General features: G+C 71.2%; 11 protein-coding genes. All 11 read right to left on the reverse strand.

Annotation, left to right across the window (positions count from 1 at the left end):
* Nucleotides 1-55: 55 nt before the first annotated feature.
* Nucleotides 56-2,011 carry a hypothetical protein gene (locus ACFQU4_RS25855; RefSeq protein WP_377497540.1) on the reverse strand — a complete coding sequence of 652 codons (1,956 nt, stop codon included), beginning with the start codon at nt 2,009-2,011 and terminating at the stop codon, nt 56-58.
* A 144-nt stretch (nt 2,012-2,155) separates the two neighbouring features.
* The gene (locus ACFQU4_RS25860; RefSeq protein WP_377497542.1) at nt 2,156-2,425 is read right to left on the reverse strand and encodes a hypothetical protein; all 270 of its coding nucleotides are present in this window, start codon (nt 2,423-2,425) and stop codon (nt 2,156-2,158) included.
* Nucleotides 2,400-2,660 (reverse strand): hypothetical protein, encoded by a 261-nt coding sequence (locus ACFQU4_RS25865; RefSeq protein ID WP_377497544.1) that lies wholly within the window; start codon nt 2,658-2,660, stop codon nt 2,400-2,402. Before ACFQU4_RS25865 ends, ACFQU4_RS25860 begins: the two co-directional genes overlap by 26 nt.
* A gap of 107 nt (nt 2,661-2,767) precedes the next feature.
* Nucleotides 2,768-8,524, reverse strand: a complete 5,757-nt coding sequence (locus tag ACFQU4_RS25870; protein ID WP_377497546.1) for a polymorphic toxin-type HINT domain-containing protein — start codon at nt 8,522-8,524, stop codon at nt 2,768-2,770.
* A 123-nt stretch (nt 8,525-8,647) separates the two neighbouring features.
* Nucleotides 8,648-8,929 (reverse strand): pyrophosphorylase, encoded by a 282-nt coding sequence (locus ACFQU4_RS25875; protein WP_377497548.1) that lies wholly within the window; start codon nt 8,927-8,929, stop codon nt 8,648-8,650.
* Nucleotides 8,930-9,039: 110 nt separating this feature from the next.
* Nucleotides 9,040-9,588 (reverse strand): hypothetical protein, encoded by a 549-nt coding sequence (locus ACFQU4_RS25880; protein ID WP_377497550.1) that lies wholly within the window; start codon nt 9,586-9,588, stop codon nt 9,040-9,042.
* Nucleotides 9,588-10,106 (reverse strand): hypothetical protein, encoded by a 519-nt coding sequence (locus ACFQU4_RS25885; protein ID WP_377497552.1) that lies wholly within the window; start codon nt 10,104-10,106, stop codon nt 9,588-9,590. The genes ACFQU4_RS25880 and ACFQU4_RS25885 overlap by 1 nt, the downstream gene beginning before the upstream one ends.
* On the reverse strand, nt 10,103-15,505 hold the full coding sequence (locus ACFQU4_RS25890; RefSeq protein ID WP_377497554.1) for a DUF6531 domain-containing protein: 5,403 nt from the start codon (nt 15,503-15,505) through the stop codon (nt 10,103-10,105). Before ACFQU4_RS25890 ends, ACFQU4_RS25885 begins: the two co-directional genes overlap by 4 nt.
* Before the next feature lie 71 nt (nt 15,506-15,576).
* Nucleotides 15,577-15,858 (reverse strand): pyrophosphorylase, encoded by a 282-nt coding sequence (locus ACFQU4_RS25895; RefSeq protein ID WP_377497556.1) that lies wholly within the window; start codon nt 15,856-15,858, stop codon nt 15,577-15,579.
* Nucleotides 15,859-16,074: 216 nt separating this feature from the next.
* Entirely contained in the window at nt 16,075-16,797 is a 723-nt protein-coding gene (locus ACFQU4_RS25900) for a hypothetical protein (protein WP_377497559.1), read from the reverse strand.
* Nucleotides 16,798-16,884: 87 nt separating this feature from the next.
* Nucleotides 16,885-22,299, reverse strand: coding sequence for a DUF6531 domain-containing protein (locus tag ACFQU4_RS25905; RefSeq protein WP_377497561.1), 5,415 nt, complete (start codon nt 22,297-22,299; stop codon nt 16,885-16,887).
* Nucleotides 22,300-22,444 lie beyond the last annotated feature (145 nt).

Genomic DNA, 22,444 nt, shown 5'->3' on the forward strand with positions numbered 1-22,444 from the left:
CACTCACCCTACAGAAAGTGAGCCGCCGAATTTCGCGATGCAGAATCCCGGGTGGTTACTGGTCGTACCAGACGACGTCGTCGCCGAACGGGTTGCGGTAGGCGAAGCTCAGCGGGCTGCCGGTGTCCCGGATCCGGTACGCGAGCTCGCCGTCGAGGCACTGGCCCTCGGGCAGGGTCGTGGCGGCGAGCTGCGGGCCGCCGCCGTCGGTGCGTTCGCCGGTCATGCCGTCCTGGGAGGAGAGGCCGAAGTTGGCCGGGCCGACGGCGCGCTGCACGGCCGGATCCGTGCCGCGGGCACTGATGTCGCCACCGGCACAGATCCGTACGGTGGCGTTGACCATCAGGTCGCGGCCGTCGGCCCGGGCCTCGATGCTCCGGGCCGTGAGCGTGGTGCCGCCGGCGAGCTCGACCGTCTGCCCTTCGGCGACCCGCTCCGTGACCGGCTTGGCCCGGGTCGCGTTCTGCACGATCGCGCCGGTGAACACGGCGCCGACCGCGACGGCCGCGATGATCGCTCCGATGACGTACCGGCGCTTGGTGGAGCGCACCTGGGGTGACTCGGCGGCGGGCTTGGCCTGGTCGATGATCTTGAGCCGGGGCACGTCGGCCAGCCGACGGTCCAGCTGCTCGCGGAGCTTCGGCCCGCGCCGCAACCGGCCCGTGTCGACATCCACCCCGCGCAGTCGGTCGTCGAAGATCACCAGGTTGGTCGCGCTGTACTCGATGATCACCGCGGCGGCATCGAGGTCGACGATCTCGCGCTCCGCCGGGTCACCCAGGGCCTCGCCCGGGGACTCGACCAGCAGGGTCCGGGCGCCGAGCCTGGCACTGCCGGCGGTCGCACCGCCCATCGGTGACTGGGCCAGCCAGGCGTTGAACTTCTCGCCACGTTCGGCGGGCAGGTCGGCCATCAGCTCCGGGTAGCCGGGCAGGACGGAGACGCTGCGGTCGGACTCGCCGAGCAGGCTCGTCACGTGCACCGTGTTCAGGGCGGCGCCGAGCGCATGCCGGACAGCGGGCACGGTGAGCGGCTCGAGGTCCTCCGGCAGTCCCAGGACCCGGCGGTTCCGGGCCCATTGGCTGTCGGACAGTGACTCGAGCTCGGTGATCACCGCGGCCAGCCGCGCGTCGGCGATCGGCGTGGCCAGGGTGCGGGCGATCGCGCGGTCCCGGTGCTGCGGCGCCGGTACGCCGTCGCAGACGATCGTGATCCAGCGGTCGGCACCGAATTCGTGCACCGCGCACCCGGTACCGGGATCGCCGCCACCGGCCGCCGACAGAGCCGCCGCGAAATGGGTCCGCAGGGCCAGACCGGCCGCCAGTCCCGCCCGGGTCCGGGGTACGACCGCGGTGAACTGCACCGGGCCGAGCGGCGCCGCCAGGCTGCCCGGCGTCGCCGCCCCGCGGGCCCGCCCGGGTGCCGGCGTCGACTGCCGCCGCGGGTCGACGGCCGGCGCGGCGAACGCGTCGACCGCGATCAAGGACTCGTCGTTGGTGAAGAACGCGCAGCGCACCGTGCCCTGGGCCGGGTCGAGGTGCCGCCGCAACTCCTCGACCTTGTCCGGCGCCACCTCGATCGCCGGCAGGTCGAGCAGGGACAGCACGAACGAACTCATGCCGGCGCGCAGGGCGGCGTCCCTGGTCCAGCCGAACGTGTCGACCGGGTGCGGGTCCGCGCTGTCGGCCGGGACGGTGCCGCTGAAGTAGCCGGCCACCCGGCGCCAGGTCGAGACCACGGCCTCCGGCCGTCCCCGTACCGCGAAGGTCAGGGTGTCCTGGCTGATCTCCACCAGCCCCTCCGGCACCGAGACCCCGCCCTCGGGCAGCTCGATGGGCCGCCCGAGCTCGGCCCGGATCGCTCCGGCGACCGTCTGCAGCGTCCCGTAGTCGGCGACGGACTCGTCCAACATCCCGTACGCCAGCGTCGCGCCCAGCACGACCTCCGGCGACGGCTCGGTCGGCTCGATCAGCTGCCAGTCGTACCCGCCACGCTCGCTCCATCGATGCACCGCGCCAGGATAGGGGTACGTCACAGCGGTGCGTGGTCGCTCACCCCGAGGGCATGTCGCGATCTCTCTGCTGACGGGCCGTTTCCGCGTGGCAACCGCCGCCGCCCTTGGCGGCCGATGCGAAGGGAAATCACGACATCCCGGTCAGTCGAAGAACTCGGGCGCCACCGCGTCGACGGCGGACTGCATCGCTGCCAGGGTCACCGACTCGACGACGATCAACCGCTTCCACGACAGCCCGGCCGTTCCACGGCGTAGCTCGGCTTCGACGTCTTGAGCCAGCCGCGCCGGGTCATAGAAGTTGATCTTGACGATGCTGCCGTCGTCGAGCTCGACGTCGACGTCGTGAAGGTAACCCTTCGACTCCGTCAGCCAGTCGTACCGGCCGTCACTCGGCAGGATGATCCGGGGCATCGCGACCGAGATCGAAGGGGCTGCTGAAGAGATCGTTCGTGTTCTCGTCGGTCGTGGCCTCGAGCGCTTCGACGTAGTAGGTCGATGCGCCGGAGGAAACCACGTACAGCGTTCCGTTCACCGGCCTCCCGAACTGTGCTGCCACGACCTGCGCCTCGTCGGCGGTGCCCAGGCGCAGGTCCAATCCGTGCAACCAGCGAGGCAGGGCGACGAACTCGACGCCGACGAAGATCACGTCGACGTTGGTCTCCTGCTCCGGGCCGCGCGGGCTCCGGATCAGGAGCGACCCGTGGCCAGGCCGGTATTCCCACAGTTGGAATCGCCGGTCCGGAAAGTTCGCGATCATGAGAACGGGCTTTCGACTCGGGCGCCGTTCTGCCAGAACTCGACATTCGGGAAGGTGCCCTGCTTCAGTTGCATGAGTTCCCAATCTGTGGCCCCGCCGCGCCCGGAGGCTGCTCGCATGACACCAGGCCAGACATCGACTCCGTCGAGGTTGAAGAGCACGCGCTGGTCCGGGTCGCTCAGCTTGGCGTACACGCCCTGCTGCCAATTCAACTTGTCGTCGAGTTGCTTCCAGGTCGTCGCCCCGTGCTGGCGTGCGAAATCGTCCAAGTGATCCTCGATACCCATGGCGAACGGCGTGCAGTCGTTATGGACCCGGACCCATCGGTTGCCGGTCTGGACATGATAGTTGTGCAGTTCGTCGACGTGGAAGTTGTAGACGGTCGCGGTTTCGCCCGTTCCGACGACCTCGATCAGCTCGACCGCCTGGCCGTTCGAGTCGATCAGAACGTCACCCGGGTGGAGTTCAGCGACTGGAACCCACCCTCTGCCCTCCACGTAGAACGGATGCTCAGCCGTTGAGGTGACCGATCCCGCTGAGGTCTGCACCAGGAAGGTCTCGACCTCTTCGTGGACGAAGGTTTCGACGACCCGCCGCAGGTGGGCCGCGCCGGTCGCCGGGTCGGCCGCAACGACCTCGTCGCCGACGATGATCTCCTCGATCGGTTTCGACGCGCCATCGGCCAGCAGAACCTGGGTGCCCGCCACGAAGCACCCACCCTTCGCGGTGCCGGTGAGCTTGGCCAGCGCGTTGTCGCCGTACTGCCGCACGCTGCCGAGCGCGTTCCGGCCGAAGGTCTTCACACTGTTACCGACCGCGGTGCGTCCCACCGCCTTCGCGCCGGACTTGACCAGCGCGCTGGCGGCACCGGCACCGGGGATCGGGACCATGCCCATGACGCCTTCGAGGCCGGCCTGGCCCCAGTCCACCGATCCCTTGGTCGCCTTCTGCTGCGCGACCGACATTCCCATCGACAGGGCGCCGCCGGCCAGGGCCAGCCCGATCGGGCCGCCGACTCCGGTCGCCATCAAGGCCACACCGGCGACGATCATGGCGCCGGCGGCGATGTACTCCCAGTTGTTGGCCACCCAGTTCGTGGTCGCGTTCCAGGCCGCGGCGAGGGCGCCGTTGTTGGAGTCGCGATAGGCCTGGAGCTCCTTGTCGGTAACGGGTTTGAGGCCCCAGGGGTCGGACTGGTTGAGCGGGTCGTTGCCGGCGAACGAGTACGGATTCCCGGCCCAGCCGGTGCCCAACACCGGATCGAGCGGGTCGGTGGACAGGAAGCCGCGGGTGCCGGAATCGTAGACCCGGGCCTGCATCCATTCCATCCCGTCGACCAGCAGGCTGCCCTGCCCACCGACCTGCACCCCGGAGGGCAGTTCGGTGCGAGCCGAGCCTGCGGCGACGCCCCACGGATCGGCGCCGGTGGAACGGGGGCGCCAGTCCGGTGTGATCCACTCGCTCGCGGTTCGGTCGGTCAGGTCCGGCAGCAGCGCGACGAGCGGTCCGTAGCCGGTGATCGACAGGTCACCGACCTGGGCCAGCGTCGGGACCGGGTTGGCGGTGTCCCAGGCGACCGGCTCGTCGTCGATGGCGGCGAGTTCACCGAGGCCGTCGACCCGGAGTTGCTGGGTGCGGGCGGTGATCTTGTCGTCGGCGTGCGTGATCGTCGTGATGGAGGCCAGGAACCCGCGCGGGTCCCAGCCGAACCGTCGTTCGCCGCTCGGCCCGGCCTCGGCGGATCGCCGGCCCGCGCCGTCATAGGTGTAGCTGGTCGTGCCGTCCGAGCCCTCCCGTTCGAGGAGTTGCCCGGCGGCGTCATAGCGATACCGGATACTGCGACCGTCGGTGGTCTCGCGGGTCAACCGGCCGCCGGCGTCGTAGCCGTACTCGGTGACGGAGCCGTCGCTGCGGCGGGCCTCCACCAATTGGCCGGTCGGGTCGAAGCCGTACGAGATCCGCACCCCGTCGGTGGTTTCGGCGGTGACCCGGCCGGCGTCGTCGCGTTCGATCTCGGTGAATTGCGTCCGGCCGTCGCGGGACACCTCGAGCCGGGTGACCGCGCCGCCGGCCCAGGTCCAGGCCGCATACAGGCCGGGTGCGGTGATCGAACAGATCCGACCGATCGCATCCCGATCGATCACGGCCCGGCCCAGTTCCGGAGTCTCGACGGCGCAGACCCGGCCGGCTGCGTCGTACTCGTACCGGGTCTGATCACCGTGCACGCCGGTGAAGGAGATCCGACGGCCGTCGCCGTCGTAGGACCAGGCCATCCCGACGCCGCCGCGCAGCCGACGGACCAGCCGGCCCTCCGGGTCGTACGCCAGCTCGTTGACGACTTCGTCGCCGTCCCGTCCCGGCTCGAACAAGCGCAGCGTCCGGGCGGCGAAGTCACGTTCGATCCGGGACAGCCGGACGCCGTCGGCGAACGACTCGACCTGTCGCCCGGTGTCGTCGAACCGCCAGGTCAGACTCGTCCCGGACGGGTCGACGCGCTTGGTCTGTCGCCCGGCGAGGTCGTACTCGTAGCGTGCCGTGCGCCCCAGCGGATCGGTCTCGGCCACGATCCGGCCCACCGCGTCGAAGGTCCGTTCGGTGCGGCCGCTCAACGGGTCGATCGTGGCGACGCAGCGGCCGTTGGCGTCGTACTCGAACCGGGTCACGCCACCGGCCGCGTTCTGGACTGAGATCAGCTGGCCGGTGGCGTCGTGGCGGTAGTGGCGCGTGCCGTGCCAGCCGTCGGTGGTACGGACCACGCGGCCCAACGCGTCGTACCTGTACGTGCTGACGCCCGAGCCGGGCTCGAAGCGCCGGAGCGGCCGGCCCGTCGGGTCGTAACTGATCCAGGCCTGTTCGCCGGTCGGCCAGTCCTCTCGGATCAGGCGACCGTCAGCGTCGTAGCCGAACCCGTACCGGGAGCCGTCCGTGTCGATGGTCGCGATGCGGCGGCCGCAGGCGTCGTATTCGTAGCGGTAGATGCTGCCCATCGGGTGGGTGGCTGCTACCGGACGGCCTGCGCGGTCCCGCCGGATCCGGGTGACCGCGCCGGTGGCGTCGGTGTACCCGATCAGCCGGCCGCACCGGTCGTACCGGTAGTGCTGCGTCGTCCCGTCGGGGCCCGTCTCGGAGACCCTGCGGCCCAGCACGTCGTAGTCGGAACGGACTTCGGTCAGCCGGTCTGCGGTGAGTACGGCGCGGCCCGCCCGGTCGCGCTGCACCGACTGGCGGACGCCGGTCGGATCGAAGGTCTCGGTCAGGTGTCCGTTGCCGTCGTAGCCGGCCCGCCAGCGGCCACCGGCGGCGTCGGTGGTCTCGACGAGGCGCGACATGGCATCGTGGGCGAAGCCCCATTCGGCACCGTCGGGAAGGGTGACCCGAATGACATTGCCCAGCTCGTCGTAGTCCGTCGCGTAGGCGCGGCCCAGCGGGTCGACCGTCCGCGACTCTTCGCCGTGATCACCGTGCTCAATCTCGGTGCGGCCGCCGGTGGGGTCGATGATCGCGGAGAGGCGGCCGCCGGTGGTGTGTTCGTAGCGCCAGATCGCGCCGTCCGGATCGCGGCGTGATTCGAGCGGACCGGTGGCGTGGTAGCGGTAGGTGGTCTGGTGGCCGAGCGGGGTGATGGCGGCGATCACCCGACCAAGATCATCGCGTTCCAGCCGGGCCGTGTTGTCGTCGGCGTCGGTGGCGGCGATCAGTTCGCCGTGCTGATCATGATCGAAGCGGAGGCGTACGCCTTCGGGGTCGATGATCTCCTTGAGCAGGCCGCGGTCCCACCGCATCCGGGTGAGCCCGCCCTCGGCGTCGATCACCTCGGACGGGTTCCGCTCGTCGCCTTCGTAGCGGTAGCGGGTGATCGCGGTGCCCCCACCGTTGTCCACCGTGCCGTTGTGCAGGGTGATCGTGACCGGGCGGTCCTGATCATCGTGGTCCCAGTCGATCTTGGCCCCGGTCGGGGTCTCGCGATGGATCAGGCGGCCGCGGTCGTCGTAGCCGTTGATCACCGTGGCACCGCTGCGGTCGGTGATCATGACCGGGTTGCCGTACCGGTCGTAGCTGGTCGACTGGCGATGATCATCGGCGTCGATCACGCCGATCAGGCGGCCCTTGCCGTCGGCGATCCAGGTGTTGGCGCGGGTGCCGTCGGTGTCGGAGACCTCGGTGACACCGCCGGGGAGGTAGACGAAGCGGGTGGTGCGGCCGAACGGAGACCGCTGGGTGAGCACCCGGCCGCGTTCGTCGTAGGTGTTCTCGGCCTCGACGACCCCGTCGGGGTCGATCACTGCGTCGACCAGGTCGGCGTCGTTCCACCGGTAGGTGCGCGTCCCGGCCGGCGGCTCCGCCGTGACCAACCGCCCGCGGTCGTCGTAGCGGTAGTTGACCTGGCGCCCGTCGGACGCGGTCGCACCGGTGAGCCGATCGTTGTCCCAGCGGAGTTCGACCGAGCGGCCGAACTCGTGGGTCATCGTGATCATGCGGGCGTCGGCGTCATAGCCGTACGTGATCTTGGTGCCCGGACCGTTCGCGGTCGCCAGCAGGCGGCCGTCCCGGCCGAGGTCCCAGCGGAGCCCGCCCGAGTTCGTCACCGTGTAGCCGGCCTCGGCTCGCGCCAGCCACAGGTTCTCGCCGTTCGCCCGGTCCCAACCTTCACCGAGCCGCGGGAACACGACCTCCCGGCCGTCGGAAAGCCGGAGCCGCGCCGCCTCGTCGGTCAGGGTCAGCCCTGCTTCGGTCCACGACGACCAACCCAGCCCGAATGCACCGATCTTCCGGTTCAGTGAGTTGTAGGTACGGGTCAGGCCGAGCTCGCCGGTCGCCCCGGTGAAGGCAAGATCATTTTCGTTCTCGATGAAGTTGCCGGTCGCCGTGTTGACCGGATCGTCGGAATACCCGGTGGTCGGCGGGGAACCGTACGCGGTCGGCGGATCCACGACGATGTCCTGCCGGTTCACCGCAACATTCGCCGCCCGCAGCGCCGCCTCGATCGTCGAGTTCGACAACGTCGACACGTTGCCCTCGCCACCGGCCCGAGCAAAGGCGTCGGCCACGGTGGTCGCCCACTTCGAATCCTCGCCGTTCAGCCGCAGCCAGTCCTTGAGGCCCTTGATCGGGCCGGACGCGTCGAGGGTCGCCCAGGAGCAGGAGGTCGCGAAATCGGTGCACTTGCCTTCGAGGTTCGTCGCGGTCCCGTCGAACGCGTCGTCGCCGCCGTCGGTGCTGGTGGCGAAGGAGCGCAGGTTGGACGGCTTCGCCGAGGACGTACCTCCCCCGCCTTCGCCGCCGCTGCCGGGCGCCGGGGTCTCGCGGGGCGTCGAGGAGGGCGCGCTGACATGCTGCGCGGGGCCGGTCTCCTTGATGTTGACGTCCGGCGGATCCTCGCCGGTCCCCCAGAAGTCGTCCCAGCCCTTCTCGAACCCGGATCGGTCCGCCTGCCGCTGGGCCCACTCCCGGGCGGTCTTGCGGCGCTGGTTCTCCTCCCGCGCCGCCTCCTCGACGTCCTCGAGCTTGGTGGCGACCGCCCGCAACGCGGTCACCACCTCATCGAGATCGCCGAGCTGAGTGGTGCCGTTGGTCTTGAAGATCTCCGAGAACCGGCCGTCGAACTGCTCTGCCCCGGTGCTCCGCCACGTCGACCGATCACCTCGCTGTCCGGACAGCGTGTTCGCCGCCGTACGGAACGCCGACTTCACCTCACTCGACACCCCGAAGTCGTACGTGACATCCGGCATGCCCTTCAGCTTGTCGATGTCCACCACAGCGACCTCAACCCCTTCGTCCGCGCCCGACCGCGCAACCCCGCACCCGCATTCGAAACAAAGGGCCGCCGCGATCGAAAGATCGCGGCGGCCCGAACCGCAGAAAGTGACCGACTCGGGTCAGCTGCCGCCGCCCGCGGAGAAGATGTTCGTCGAGATCTTCTCCAGCTGTCCACGCAGGTCGTCCAACTCCTGCTTCGCCTTGTCCAACGCAGCCTTCGTCTCCGGCCACGTCGAGCTCCGGAACGTCGCCGCCAACGGCCCGTCCCAGATGTCCGGCTGCGACAACTTCTGACCCTGCGTATCCAGCTGCGAAATCTGATCCGTCAGACCACCGGTCACAATCGCCTGAATCTGCCGAATCGCCGACTTCGCTTCCTCGGTCGAGAGAACCCGAGTCATCCGCAACTCCTCCTTGGCGCCGGCCGCAGCCAGCAAGATTGACAATCGCCCCTACATCGTTGAGGCAACCTTAACCACGACGCTGGGTCAGTTGCGCGAGCCGTGATCGCTCAGTGGCCGGGATCACGATCCTTGCGGCCGAGGGTGATCAGCGGACGGGCCCGGTCGGCGATCCGCCGCAGTTCGACGGTCAACGGGGCGCCGGGCTGCCACTGCGCGCCGGTATGGTCAGCGAGCTCGACGAGAGCTTCGGCGGCCGTGAGTTCCTGGCCCCAGGCCAGCCGCTGCCCGGAGAGCCGTACGATCTCGGCGGCCTGCTCGAGCGCCACGTCCGACGCCGCGCTGGACCGGGCCGTCGCCGGCAGTTGTCGCTCCTGGTCGAGCTGCGCCTCGAGCCGCTGCAGGTCGGGTACCAGGTCGCGGGAGCGCCGAACCAGCCGGCGCCGCCGCCAGAGCAGGCCCAGCCAGACGAACAGCGGGCCGAGGAACATGGCCACGAACGGGCCGGCGATCGGCAGGATCCCGCGCGAATAGAGCAGGTAGACGGCGCCGACCCCGACCAGCGAGATGAGCAGGATCAGCAGGGTGTAGCGGACCGGTTTGGGCCAGGGCTTGGTCTCGGGCTGGTCGGTCGGACCGGCGCCGCCGCGGTCGCTCATCACTCGCCCTTGAGGCGACGGATGAAGGCTTGTTCGTCGAACGTCTTCGGCTTGCGCTCGAACCGGAACGTCCGGCCCTCGCCGACCTCGCGGTGGGTCGGCGGCAGCCGGTCCGTCGCCTTCGACAGCCAGCGCAGGCACTGTTCGCCACGAGCCCCGGCGCGGGCGCAGCCGCCGGCGACCAGGGGCAGGAAGTCCAGTCCGGCGTGCTTGGCGGCGCGCCGGACCAGGCCGCCGACGAGCATCGCCTCGCGTCCGTCGACCGGGCCGTTCTCCAGCAACGACAGCGCGAAGGCGGAGAGTTCGACCAGCTCCGGCCGGCCCGTCGCGGCGATAGCCGAGGCCGCGTGCTCGACCCAGGACAGGACCAGCCACCAGCGGTCCTGGTTCAACGCTCCGGCGCTGACGGCGGCGAGCCAGGCCTCGGAGTCGGCGCCCAGCGATGCCTCGACGTCGGATCGCCAGAGGTTCGAACGATCCTCGCTCCAGCTGTCCAGCAGCGAAGCCACAGCGGTCATCGCGGTGGATACATGTAGTCGCCGTCCATCGTGTAGCCGGCGTCGTTGAGCATCTCCAGCTCCCGCTGGAAGATCGTCGGCTGCCCCGCGTACGGGCCCTGGGTCTGGATCATGTTCCCCTCGATCGGGCTGGCCAGATACACCGGCCGCTGGTAATCGATGGTGGCGTTGATGAACTCGTCGTTCAACTCCGGCGACCAGTTGTCGGTCTGCAGTACGACGTGATCCTCCCAGTCCGCCGCCACCGCCGTGTCGTCCAGCCGGCCGAGCACCACGGTGTCGCCGGGGTTGCCCATCAACCCGCGGGCCTCGTCGGCCAACGTCGGCGGCGGTGTCGGCACGGCGGTTCGCGGCAGCAGCCGCTGCCCGAGCGCGTTCGCGCCGTGGCCGAAGCCTCCGGCCGCGCCGCCGGTCACACCACCGACGCCGGCGCTGAGCGCGGTCGTCTTCATGAAGCCGCTGACCGTGTGCGGTCCCGGGCCGGTGAGATAGCTGTATGCACCACCGGTGGCGCCGCTCGCCGTACCGGAGATCATTCCGCCGACGACGGTCTTCTGTAGCAGCGTCCGGGCCCCGAGTTTCGCCGCGGCGCCGGCACCGCCCCAGGCCCCGAACGCACCGGAGATCGCGACCTGGCCCCAGTTCACCGAGCCCGTGGTCGCCTTCTGGATGATCGTGTCCGCGCCGGCACTGATCAACATCATCCCGGCCGGGCCGCCGACGCCGGTCGCCATCAGCACACCGCCGGCGATCACCATCGCCCCGCCGGCCAGGTACTCCCAGTTGTCGCCGACCCAATCGCCGACCGCGGCTGCGGCGCCGTCGTTGGAGGCGGCGTACGCCTTCAGTTCCTCGTCGGTGACCGGCTGCCGGCCGGCCGGGTCGAGGGCGTGCAGCGGATCGTTCCCGGCATAGGAGTACGGATTCGCGGACCAGCCCGCCCCGGGGGTCGGGTCCTGCGGGTCGACGGACAGGAAGCCGCGGGTCGCCGGATCGTAGGCCCGGGCGTGCAGCCATTCCAGGCCGGCGATCTTCATCTCGCCGGCCGCGCCGATCGCGAACCCGTCGGTCCCGGCCGCGGGGGTGCCCGCCGTCCAGGGATCGGCGCCGGCCGTCCGGGCGGTACGCCAGCCGGGCGCTTCCCAGTCCTGGCCGATGCCGGTCAGGCCGCCGGGCGTGTGCACGACCGGCGTCTCTCCCGCCTGGATCAGGCCGGCCGCGTAGCCGGTCGCCGTGTCCCACCAGGTCTCGGCGTCATCCACCCGGCTCAGTTCGCCGAGCGCGTCGACGCCGAGCCGGGTCGTCTTCGTTTCGTCGCCGTCGCGGTCGGTGATCGTGGACAGCCAGCCGGTGTCGGACCAGCCGAGTTCGCGGACCCGGCCGTCGGACGCCTCGGCCCGGGTCCGCCGCCCGGAACGGTCGTACGCGTAGCGCACCCGCACCCCGCCGGTGACGGTCGAGGTCAGCTGGCCGGCGGTGTCGTAGCTGTAGTCCCGCCGGGTGCCGCCGATCGCCTCCGCGGTCAGCCGGCCGGACCGGTCGTACTGCCAGGTCGACACCGCACCGTCGCCGACCCGTTCCTCGATCAGCTGGGCGGCCTCGTCGTAGCCGAACCGGCGCCGGCCGGTGCCGCCCTCGACGGCGACGATCCGGCCCCATTCGTCCCGCTCGATCGCGGTGCGCTCTGAGCCGTCCGGCCGGGTCAGGGTGTGCTCGACGACGAAGCCGTCGGTGCGGCGCCAGGTCTGGATCAGGTCGCCGGCGCCGGCGCGGACCAGTCGTCCGGACCCGTCGTAGGAGAAGGTCGCCCGCCCCAGCAGCGGGTGGTCGACCGCGATCACGCGGCCGCCGCCGTCGCGCTCGTACCGGGTCTGCCGGCCGTCCGGCCCGGTCATCGTGGCCCGGCGGGCGTCGCTGTCGTACGTCCACTCGAGCCGGTTCTCGCCGCGGCGCCGGAGGACCAGCTGCTGGCGCCGGTTCCAGCCGAGTTCGTGCTCGATCGGCCGGTCCGGATCGGAATGGTCGGCGATCTTGACCCGCCGGTTCCGCAGGTCGCGGGTGATCGCGGAGATCAGCCGGCCGTCGACCAGCAGGTTCGCGTCCCGGCCGGCGGCGTCGTAGGTCCACTCGATCCGGTGCCCGCTCGGGTCGGTCTGGGAGATCCGGCGGCCGGCGGCGTCGTACTCGCCGGTGGTGGTGCGGCCGAGCGGGTCGGTCTCGGCGATCACCCGGTTCATCGCGTCGTACTCGCGGCGGGTGACGCCGCCGAGCGGATCGGTGATCGTGACCGCGCGGCCGCGGGCGTCGTAGTCGTAGCGGGTGACGCCCCCGTTGCCGTTCACGGTCTCGATCAGCTGCCCGGCCGCGTCGTAGCGGAACCGGCGGCGGCCGTACCAGGAATCGGTGGTCCGGATCACCCGGCCGACCAGGTCGTGGGCGAACCGGGCCAGGCCGCGGCCGGGCACGAACTGCGCGACCAGCCAGCCCATCGCGTTGTACTCGGCCCAGGAGACCTCGCCGGTCGGCGACACCCGGCGGACCACCCGGCCGTCGGCGTCGTACTCGAGCTCGGTGCGCCCGCCGAGTGGGTCGGTCACCGCGGCCAGCCGGCCGCAGCGGTCGTGCGTGTAGCGGGTCGTCGCGCCGGACGGGGCGACGCGTTCGGTGACCCGGCCGGCTGCGTCGCGGCGGAGCAGGGTGAGCTGTCCCTCGCCGTCGACGAGTTCCACCGGCCGGCCGCAGCGGTCGTAACTGATCAACTCGGCCGATCCGTCCGCCTTCTCGGCGGCGATCGGGCGGCCCAGCTGGTCGGCCCGCAGCCCGAAGGTGCCGTCCGCCTCGGTCAGCGTCGCGGACTGCCCGGCCGGATCGGTCGACGCCTCGCGCCGGACCCCGGTCGGGTCGGTGACCGCGACCAGGTCGCCGTTGGCGTCGTACTCGCGACGCCAGCTGCCGCCGGTCGGGTCGATCGTCTCGCGGAGCCGGGACATCGCGTCGTGGACGAAGCGCCAGCCGGCGCCGTCCGGCAGCTCGACGCCGGACACCTGGCCCAGGTCGTCGAAGGTCCGGGTCACGGCGCGGCCGAGCGCATCGATCGTCTTCGTCACCTGGCCGTGCGGGCCGTATTCCAGCTCGGTCCGGGCGCCGTACGGATCGATCACCGCGGTCGGCTTCCCACCGGGCGTGTATTCGTAGCGCCAGGTCGCGCCGTTCGGCTCCCGCCGCGAAAGCAGCAGGCCGGCCGCGTCGTAGTGGTAGCTGGTGCGGGCGCCGGACGGGCTGATCGCGACGGTCACCCGGCCAGCCGCGTCACGCTCCAGCCTGGCCTCGTTGCCCGCGGCGTTCGTCACCGTCAGCAGGTCGCCGTGGTCGTCGTACCCGAAGTTGACCCGCACTCCGGTCGGGTCGGTGATCTGCCGCAGCAGGCCGCCTTCCCAGCGCAGTTCGGTCCGGCCGCCCTCGGCATCGTTCATCGTCGACGGGTTCCGGCCGTCGCCCGCGTAGTCGTATTCGGTGACCGCGCCGGACTCGGTGACCACCGTGGTGACCCGGTCGGCGTCGTCATAGCCGAAGGTGAGATCCGCGCCCGATGCCGTACGGGTCCGGACCTTGCGGCCGCGCTCGTCGTAGCCGTGCGTGGTCGTGGCACCGTTCCGCTCGGTCGCCGAGACCAGGTTGCCGAAGCCGTCGTAGCTCATCGACTGCCGCCGGCCCTCGGTGTCGACCACACCGACCAACCGGCCGCGCTGGTCGGCGATCCAGGTGTTCGAACGGCCGCCGTCGAGATCCGAGACCGCAGTGGTCCGCCCCGGCAGGTAGGCGTAGCGGGTCCGCCGGCCGTACGGCGACAGCTGGCTGGCCACCCGACGTCGCTCGTCGTACGTGTTCTCGACCTCGACCACGCCGTCGGCACCGGTCACCGCCGTGAGCAGGCCGGCCTCGTTCCAGCTGTACGTCCGCGTCCCGTTCGGTCCCGTGGCCGAGACCAGCTGTCCCGCGTCGTCGTACGCGTACGCCATCCGGCGACCGTCTGAGGCCGTGACCTCGCCGATCCGGCCGTCCGCCCAGCCGATCTCGATCCACCGGCCGCGCTCGTGCATCAGCCGGACCAGCTTCCCGGCGTCGTCGCGCTCGGCCACGATCCCGGTCCCGGCGCCGCGGCTGCTGGCGTACCACTGGCCGCCCGTGCTGAACGTCCACCGGGTGCCGTTGTTGCCGGTCACCACGAGCATGGCGCCGGACTCGCCCTCGACCCGGTCCAGCCACAGGGCCTCGCCCGGGGCCCGGTCCCAGCCGTCGCCCTGGCGCGGGAAGAGCACCTGCCGGCCGTCCGGCAGCACCAGCCGGGCGCCGTCGTCGGCGAGTTCCAGCCGCTGATCCACGATCGACGACCAGCCCGGCCCGAACGGGCCGACCGCGCCGTCGATCGCGTTGTACGTCCTGGTGAACGCCAGGCTTGCGGCCGCGCCGGCGAACCCGAGATCGAGCTCGGTCTCGACGAAGTTGCCGGTGGCGGTGTTCACCGGGTCGTCGGAGTAGCCGGTGGTCGGCGGATGCCCGTAGGCCTGCGGCGGATCGATCGTCAGGTCCTGCCGGGTCGCCGCGATCCCCTTCGCCTGCAGGGCCGAGGCCAGCGCACTGTTCGACAGGGTGGAGACGTTGCCCTCGCCACCGGCGGCCTTGAAGGCGTCGGCGATCGTGTTCGCCCAGCGGACGTCCTCGCCGTTGGCGGTCAGCCACTTGTCGAAGCCGGTCGGCACCCCGTCCGCGCTCAGCGTGCCCCAACGGCACTTCGAGGCGAAGTTCGTCAGGTGGGTGCGCAGCGAGCCGGGCTTGTTCTGCAGCGCCTCGTTCAGCGTCGCCGAGCCGGACGCGAACTGGCGCAGGTTGGACGGGCGGGCCGAGGACGTACCGCCACTGCCGCCGCCGCTGCCCGGCGGCGGCGTCTCCCGGTTCCCGTTCTGCGGCGCCGACGTCGCGATCGTCGGTTCGTCCGCCGGCGGGCCGACCGGCGGGTCCTCGCCACCGGTGACCCAGTCGCCGAACTCCTCGAACACGTTCCGGTCGTCCTGCCGCTGCTTCCACTCCCGCGCGGTCTTGCGGCGTTCCTGTTCCTTGCGCGCCTCCTCCTTGAGGTTGCGCGCGGCCGTCGCGACCTCGCGGAGCCGGCTGGCCAGCTCGGTGGCGTCCGCCGACGCCACCGCCGCGTTGCTCGTGAACAGCTCGGAGAAGTGACCCTTGAAGTCGTTCGACCCGGTCGTCACGTACGACGCCCGGGAGGACGCCTGGTCGTCGACCGCCGTCGCCGCGTTGTCGAACGCCGCGATCAGATCGTCCGCCGTACCGTTGTCGAACGGAACATCCGTATCGATCGCTCCGAGATCCGAGATGTCAACCACTACCGCAACCTCCCGATGACGCCGCTGAGAACCGACCTACCGCTGGGACCTGCCCGAAGGCAGGCCCGAGGTCAGCTCCCGCCGCCGGCCGAGAAGATGTTGGTGGAGATCTTCTCCAGCTGACCCCGCAGGTCATCCAGTTCCTGCTTCGCCTTGTCCAGCGCGGCCTTCGTCTCCGGCCAGGTCGAGCTCCGGAACGTCGCCGCCAACGGACCGTCCCAGATGTCCGGCTGCGACAACTTCTGACCCTGCGTGTCCAACTGCGAGATCTGATCCGTCAGACCACCGGTCACGATCGCCTGAATCTGCCGGATCGCCGACTTGGCTTCCTCGGTAGACAGAACACGACTCATCGTTCTTCCTCCTTGACGCGAGACACCACGGCTGTCGAGATCCGAGGGGGCACCGGCGACTGCCGCAGCCCTCATTACGGATTCACGAACTGTTCGCCAAAAGTTAACAGTGGCGGGGTCAGGATGCGACAAGTTCGGCCCCCGACTTGTGCAAGTCGGGGGCCGGAATCGGGTCGAACCGGTTGCGGGACTGAGGCCGGAGTTCGGCCGGGGAGGCTAGTCCTCGGACAGTCCCGGGGGCCGCAGATCGGCCACGTCAGGGTCGGTGCGCCAGGAGAGGCCGGGCGCACGGCGTCCGGAGTCGAGGAACTCGGCTGCGGCTCGGCGGGCCGGTTCCAGGGTGGTGGTCCGCCAGAGCGGGAAGTGGCCCAGGACGGCGAGCTGGATGGTGACTTCGACGTCCGGCGCACCGGGCGTCGTCAGGTGGCTCCACTCCGGACGGGCGGCTGTCTGATCGACGCAGTGGTACACCAGCATCGGCCCGTCGGGCCGGCCGGCCAGGTCCAGCCGGGCCGGGCCGCGGAACAGGCTGATCACGGTCCGATCGATCCCGTCCAGGGCGTCGATCGCGGCGAAGACCGCGGCAACCGACGGCTCGATCACCACCACTTCGTCCTCGCCCGGATCGCACACCATCCGGTCCGAGGCCGGCACGACAGGGACGCTGCCGGGCTTGGGTACGCCGGACCGGATCGCCCTGAAGTGCCCGCCCAGCGCGAATCCGCACGGGAACAGCACCAGCCAACTCACCGCGAGCGTCGGATGCACCAGTCCCCAGGGAAGGGCACCGCCGAAGCCGACGACCCACATCAGCACGTCCCGGGCGGGCGTCGGCAGCTGGACCGCCCCGAAGCCCAGTGCGGGCGCGAGCAGGATCACCAGGACGATGAAACCGGGCCGGACCTGCCAGAACACCGGCAGGGCGATGCCCATGGCCACCGGAATCAGGAGCAACCACAGGTCCAACGGACGCAGCCGCCGGAACTTCGGGGGGCGGCGCCTTCGGGTAGGACCGGTGGTGCTCACTCAGAGACCGAAGAACTGATACTGGGTGCCCTCCAGCAAGGGCCCGACACCGATGTTCGCGAGATAGCTCTGGGTGCCGCTCTGGACCGCGCCCGCGTGCAGCGCGAGGGTGCCCCGGTCGCCGAAGCTCGCCAGGTTGTTGAATCGAGGGCCGTACTGGGACACCTGAGGCAACGTACTCGACGTTCCGCTGGGCGCGTTGACGACCTTCGGAATCTGGGAGGTTCCGGCCGAGATGCCCCCGGAGACCAACGCGGCTCGCCAGTTGATCGGATTCCCGGCGACGACGTTGTTGGTGACGGAACCCGAGAACCCGCCGACGAAGCCGAGCCCGGCGGTGAATCCCCTGGCCGCGAGCGACTTGGCGTTCTGTCCGACCGCGGTGGCCAAGGATCCGCCACCCGGCCCACGGGCGCCGGAGAACATGCCGGCCACGAAGCCGCCGGCGCCGGCCCCGAGCGCGCCGCGCCAGGACAGGTTGTTCCAGTTCTGGGTGAGGTACGTCGCCTCGCTGCTCGCCGCGCCGATGGTGCCGTAGACGCCGAGCCGGGTTCGCAAGGCGGCAAGACTGCCCTTGCTCGCCTTGGCGGCCAGACCCGCCAGGCCACCGCCCACGCCGCCGATCACGCCCGAGACCGCGACCTGGCCCCAGTTCACGGACCCGGTCGTCGCCTTCTGGATGATCGTGTCCGCGCCCGCGCTGATCAGCGCCATGCCGACCGGACCGCCGACCCCGGTCGCCATCATCACACCGCCCGCGATCACCATCGCGCCGCCGGCCAGGTACTCCCAGTTGTCGCCGACCCACTCACCGACCGCGTTGGCCGCACCGTCGTTGGAGGCCGCGTACGCCTTCAGTTCCTCGTCGGTGACGGGGCTCAGGCCGGCCGGGTCGAGCGCGTGCAGCGGGTCGTTCCCCGCGAAGGCGTACGGATTCCCGGCCCAGCCCGAACCGGGCACCGGCTCCAGCTGGTCGACCGAGAGGAAGGCCCGGGTGGCCGGGTCGTAGGCCCGTGCCCCCATCCATTCCAGCCCGCCGACCAGCAGTTCCCCGGTTGCGCCGACCGACATCCCGCCGCTGAGCTGCGCGACCGGATCGACCGCCCAGGGATCCGGCGAGGCCGCCCGCGCGGTACGCCAGCCCGGCGCATGCCAGGCGTCACCGACACCGGTCAGGCCGCCGCCCGTGTGCAGCACCGGGGTGTCCCCCGCCTGGATCAGGCCGGGCGCGTGGCCCATCGCGGTGTCCCACCAGGTTGCGGCGCCGTCCACGCGTGCCAGTTCGCCGAGCGCGTCGACCGAGAGCCGGGTCGTCCGGGTCCCGCCGGCAGCGTCGCGATCGATGATCGAGGACAGCCCGCCGATCTCGGACCAGCCGAACTCCCGGATCCGGCCGTCGGACCCTTCGGCGCGGACCCGCCGTCCGGCCTCGTCGTAGCGGTAGCCGACCCTGGTCTCGCCGGTGCTCGCCGAGGTCAGCTGGCCCGCGGCGTCGTAGGCGTAGTCCCGGCGGCTGCCCGCGACGGCCTCGGCCGCGAGTCGTCCGGCCCGGTCGAACTGCCAGGTCGAGACGGTGCCGTCGGCGGCCCGCTCCTCGACCAGCTGGCCGGACCCGTCGTAGCCGAACGTGCGCCGGCCCGAGCCGGCCGTGATCGAGGCGATCCGGCCCCACTCGTCGCGCTCCAGCCAGGTCTGGGTGGAACCGTCGGGGCCGGTCACCGTGTGTTCGACCACGAAGCCGTCCGTGTGGGTCCAGGACTGGATCAGGTCGCCGGCGCCGGACCGGACCAGCCGGCCCGAACCGTCGTAGCCGAAGGTCGCCCGGCCGAGCAGCGGGTGATCCACCGCCGTCAGCCGGCCGTTGTCGTCGTAGGTGAAGTCGGTCCGCCGGCCGTCCGGGCCGGTCCGGGAGGTGCGCCGGCCGTCGCTGTCGTACGTCCACTCGACGCGATCGTCGCCGCGCCGGCGGGAGGTCAGCTGCCGCCGACCGTTCCAGGTCAGTTCGTGCTCGGTGGGCTGGTCCGGGTCGGACCGATCGGCGATCCGGACGCTCCGGTTCCGCAGGTCGCGGGTGATCTCGGCGACCAGCCGGCCGTCGACCTGCAGCGACGACACCTCGCCGGCCTGGAACGACCATGCGGTACGCCGGCCGCACGGATCGGTCCGGGCCAGCAGCCGGCCGGCGGCGTCGTACTCGGCCGACGTGGTGCGGCCCAGCGGATCGGTCTCGGCGGTCAGCCGGGACATCGCGTCATAGGACCGCCGGGTCACCCCGCCCAGCGGGTCGGTGATCATGATCAGCCGGCCCAGGCCGTCGTAGTCGTAGCGGGTCACCCCGCCGGCCCCGTTGACAGCCTCCACCAGCTGCCCGGCGGCGTCGTAGCGGAACCGGCGCCGGCCGTGCCAGGAATCGGTCTGCCGGACCAGCCGGCCCATCAGGTCGTAGCCGTACCGGGTGAGTCTTGCGCCCGGTACGAACCGGGCCACCACCCAGCCCATCGCGTCGTACTCGAACCAGGAGACCTCACCGGTCGACGAGACCTCGCGCACCACCCGGCCGTCGGCGTCGTACTCCAGCTCCACCCGGCCACCGGTCGGATCGGTCACCGCGGCCAGCCGGCCGCAGTCGTCGTACGCGTACCGGGTGGTCGCGCCCGACGGTGCGACCCGCTCCACCACCCGGCCGGCCGGATCGCGGCGGAGCAGGGTCAGCCCGCCTTCGCCGTCGACCAGTTCCACCGGGCGTCCGCACCGGTCGTGGGTGATCAACTCGGAAGCGCCGTCGGGCTCCTCGGTCCCGACCTGGCGACCGAGCGGGTCGAACCGGGCGATCGTCGTACCGTCGCCCTCGATCATGGTGGCGCTGCGACCGGTCCGGTCCGCCGGCAGTTCCCGGAGCAGTCCGGTGGGGTCGGTGAACGACCGCAGTTCGCCGTTAGCGTCGTACTCGCGCCGCCAGCTGCCGCCCGCCGGGTCGACGGTCTCCCGCAGCCGGGACAGTGCGTCGTGGACGAACCGCCAGCTACTGCCGTCCGGCAGCTCGACGGCGGCCACGTTGCCGAGGTCGTCGAAGGTCCGCGTCGCGGCGCGGCCGAGCGGGTCGACCGCCTTCGCGACCTCGCCGTGCGGTCCGTACTCGAGTTCGGTCCGGCCGCCGAGCGGGTCGATCATCGCGGTCAGCCGGCCGCCGGCCGAGTGCTCGTAGCGGTGCACGGCCCCGTTCGGGTCGCGCCGGGAGACCAGCAGGCCGGCCGCGTCGTAGTGGTAGCTGGTGCGGGCGCCGGACGGGCTGATCGCGGCGGTCACCCGGCCGGTCGTGTCGCGCTCGAGCCGGGCCCGGTGGCCGGCGGCGTCGATCACGGTGATCAGGTCGCCCTGCTCGTCGTACTCGAACCGGAGCCGGACCCCGACCGGGTCGGTCACCTGGAGCAGCAGCGTGCCGTCCCAGCTGAGCTCGGTGCGGCCGCCCTCGGGATCCATGATCACCGAGGGGTTGCGGTCGGTGCCGGTGTAGCCGTACTCGGTCACTGCGCCGGCCTCGGTGATCACGGTGGTGACGCGGTCGGCGTCGTCGTAACCGAAGGTCAGGTCCGCTCCGGTCGCCGTCCGGGTCCGCACCCGGCGGCCGCGCTCGTCATAACCGTGCGTGGTCGTCGCACCGTTCCGCTCGGTCGCCGAGACAAGATTGCCGAAGCCGTCGTAGCTCATCGACTGCCGCCGGCCCTCGGTGTCCACGACGCCGACCAACCGGCCGCGCTGATCGGCGATCCAGGTGTTCGAACGTTCCCCGTCCGGGTCGGACACGACGGTGAGCCGGCCGGACAGATAGGCGTAGCGGGTCTGCCGGCCGAACGGCGACCGCTGGCTGGTGACCCGCCGCCGCTCGTCGTACGTGTTCTCGACCTCGACCTCACCGGCAGCGCCGACGACCGCCTCGATCAGGCCGGCCTCGTTCCAGCGGTAGCTCCGGGTGCCCAACGGTCCCGTCGCGGCGACCAGCCAGCCCGCGTCGTCGTACTCATAGGTGACCCGGCGGCCGTCGGAGGCCCGGACCTCGGCGACCCGGGACCCGGCCCAACCCAGCTCGATCCACCGGCCGCGTTCGTGGGCCAGCCGGACCAGCCGGCCGTCGCCGTCCCGTTCCGCGGCGATCGTGGTGCCGGGGCCGCGGCTGTCGGAGAGCCACAGCCCGCCCGGCGTGAAGGTGCGGCGCAGACCGTCGTTGTCCGACACGATCAGCACGGTGCCGTCGGCCGTGCGGCTCCGGTCCAGCCAGAGCGACTCCCCCGGCGCCCGGTCCCAGCCGTCGCCGAACCGCGGGAACAGCACATTCCGGCCGTCGGACAGCACCAGCGCCGCGCCCTCGTCGGTCAGGTCCAGCCGCACATCGATCGGCGACGACCAGCCGGGCCCGAAGGCGCCGCTCTGGTCGGCGATCGCGTTGTAGGTCCGGGTGAACGCGAGGTTCGCTGCGGCACCCGGGAAGCCGAGGTCCAGCTCGGTCTCCACGAAGTTGCCGGTGGCGGTGTTCACCGGGTCATCGGCATAGCCGGTGGTCGGCGGGTGCCCGTGCGCCTGCGCGGCAACGATGGTCAGGTCCTGCCTGGTCTCGGCGACGCCGGCTGCCGCGAGCACCGCGGACAGGGTGCTGTTCAGGAGGTACGTGATGTTGCCCTCGCCGCCGGCGGCCTGGAAGGCGTTCGCGACCGTCGTCACCCAGCGCACGTCCTCGCCGTTGGCGGTCAGCCACTTCTCGAAGCCGGTCACCACCCCTTCGGCCTCCAGCCGGCCCCACTGGCAGGAGCTGGCGAAGCTCGTCAGATGGCCGCGCAGGCCGGCCGGCTTTCCTTCCAGGGCGGTGTTCAGCGGTTGGCAGCCGGTGACGAACTTGCGCAGGTTGGACGGTCGGGCCGAGGTGGTGGTGGAGCTGCCGCCGCTGGGCCCGGTGCCCGGTGCCGGCGTCTGCCGGGTCCCGTTCTGCGGCGCCGAGGCCGTGATCGACACCGGATCCGCTGCCGGGCCGACCGGCGGGTCCTCGCCGCCGCTGACCCAGTCGCCGAACTCCTCGAACACGTTCCGGTCGTCCTGCTCCTGCTTCCACTGCCGCGCCTTGTCCCGGCGCTGCTGCTCCTTCTCGGCCTCGGTCTTGAGGGTGCGCGCACCGGTCGCGACCTCGCGCAACCGGGCGACCAGTTCGGTGGCGTCAGCGGCCGCCACCGAGGCATTGCCGGAGAAGAGTTCGGAGAAGTGGCCCTTGAAATCGTCCTTGGCGTCCGTCACGGCGGTCGACCGCGTCCCCGCCTGATCCTCGATCGTCGTCGCTGCGCCGTCGAACGCGGCGATCAGGGCGTCCGCCACATCGTTGTCGAAGGGCACTTTCTCATCGATGGCGCCCAGATCCGAGATGTCTACCACTTCCGCAACCTTCCAGAGACGCAGCTGAGAAGAGCCGGGGCACCGAACCCCGCTCTCCGTACCGAAGACTGAATGACTGGCGTCAGGCAGCGAGTCGCCGCGACCGACCGCCGCGGCGACTCGTCCGTGCCTGAATCGCGTACCT

The organism is Microlunatus sp. GCM10028923 (genome assembly GCF_042666975.1).
Lineage (GTDB): Bacteria > Actinomycetota > Actinomycetes > Propionibacteriales > Propionibacteriaceae > Microlunatus.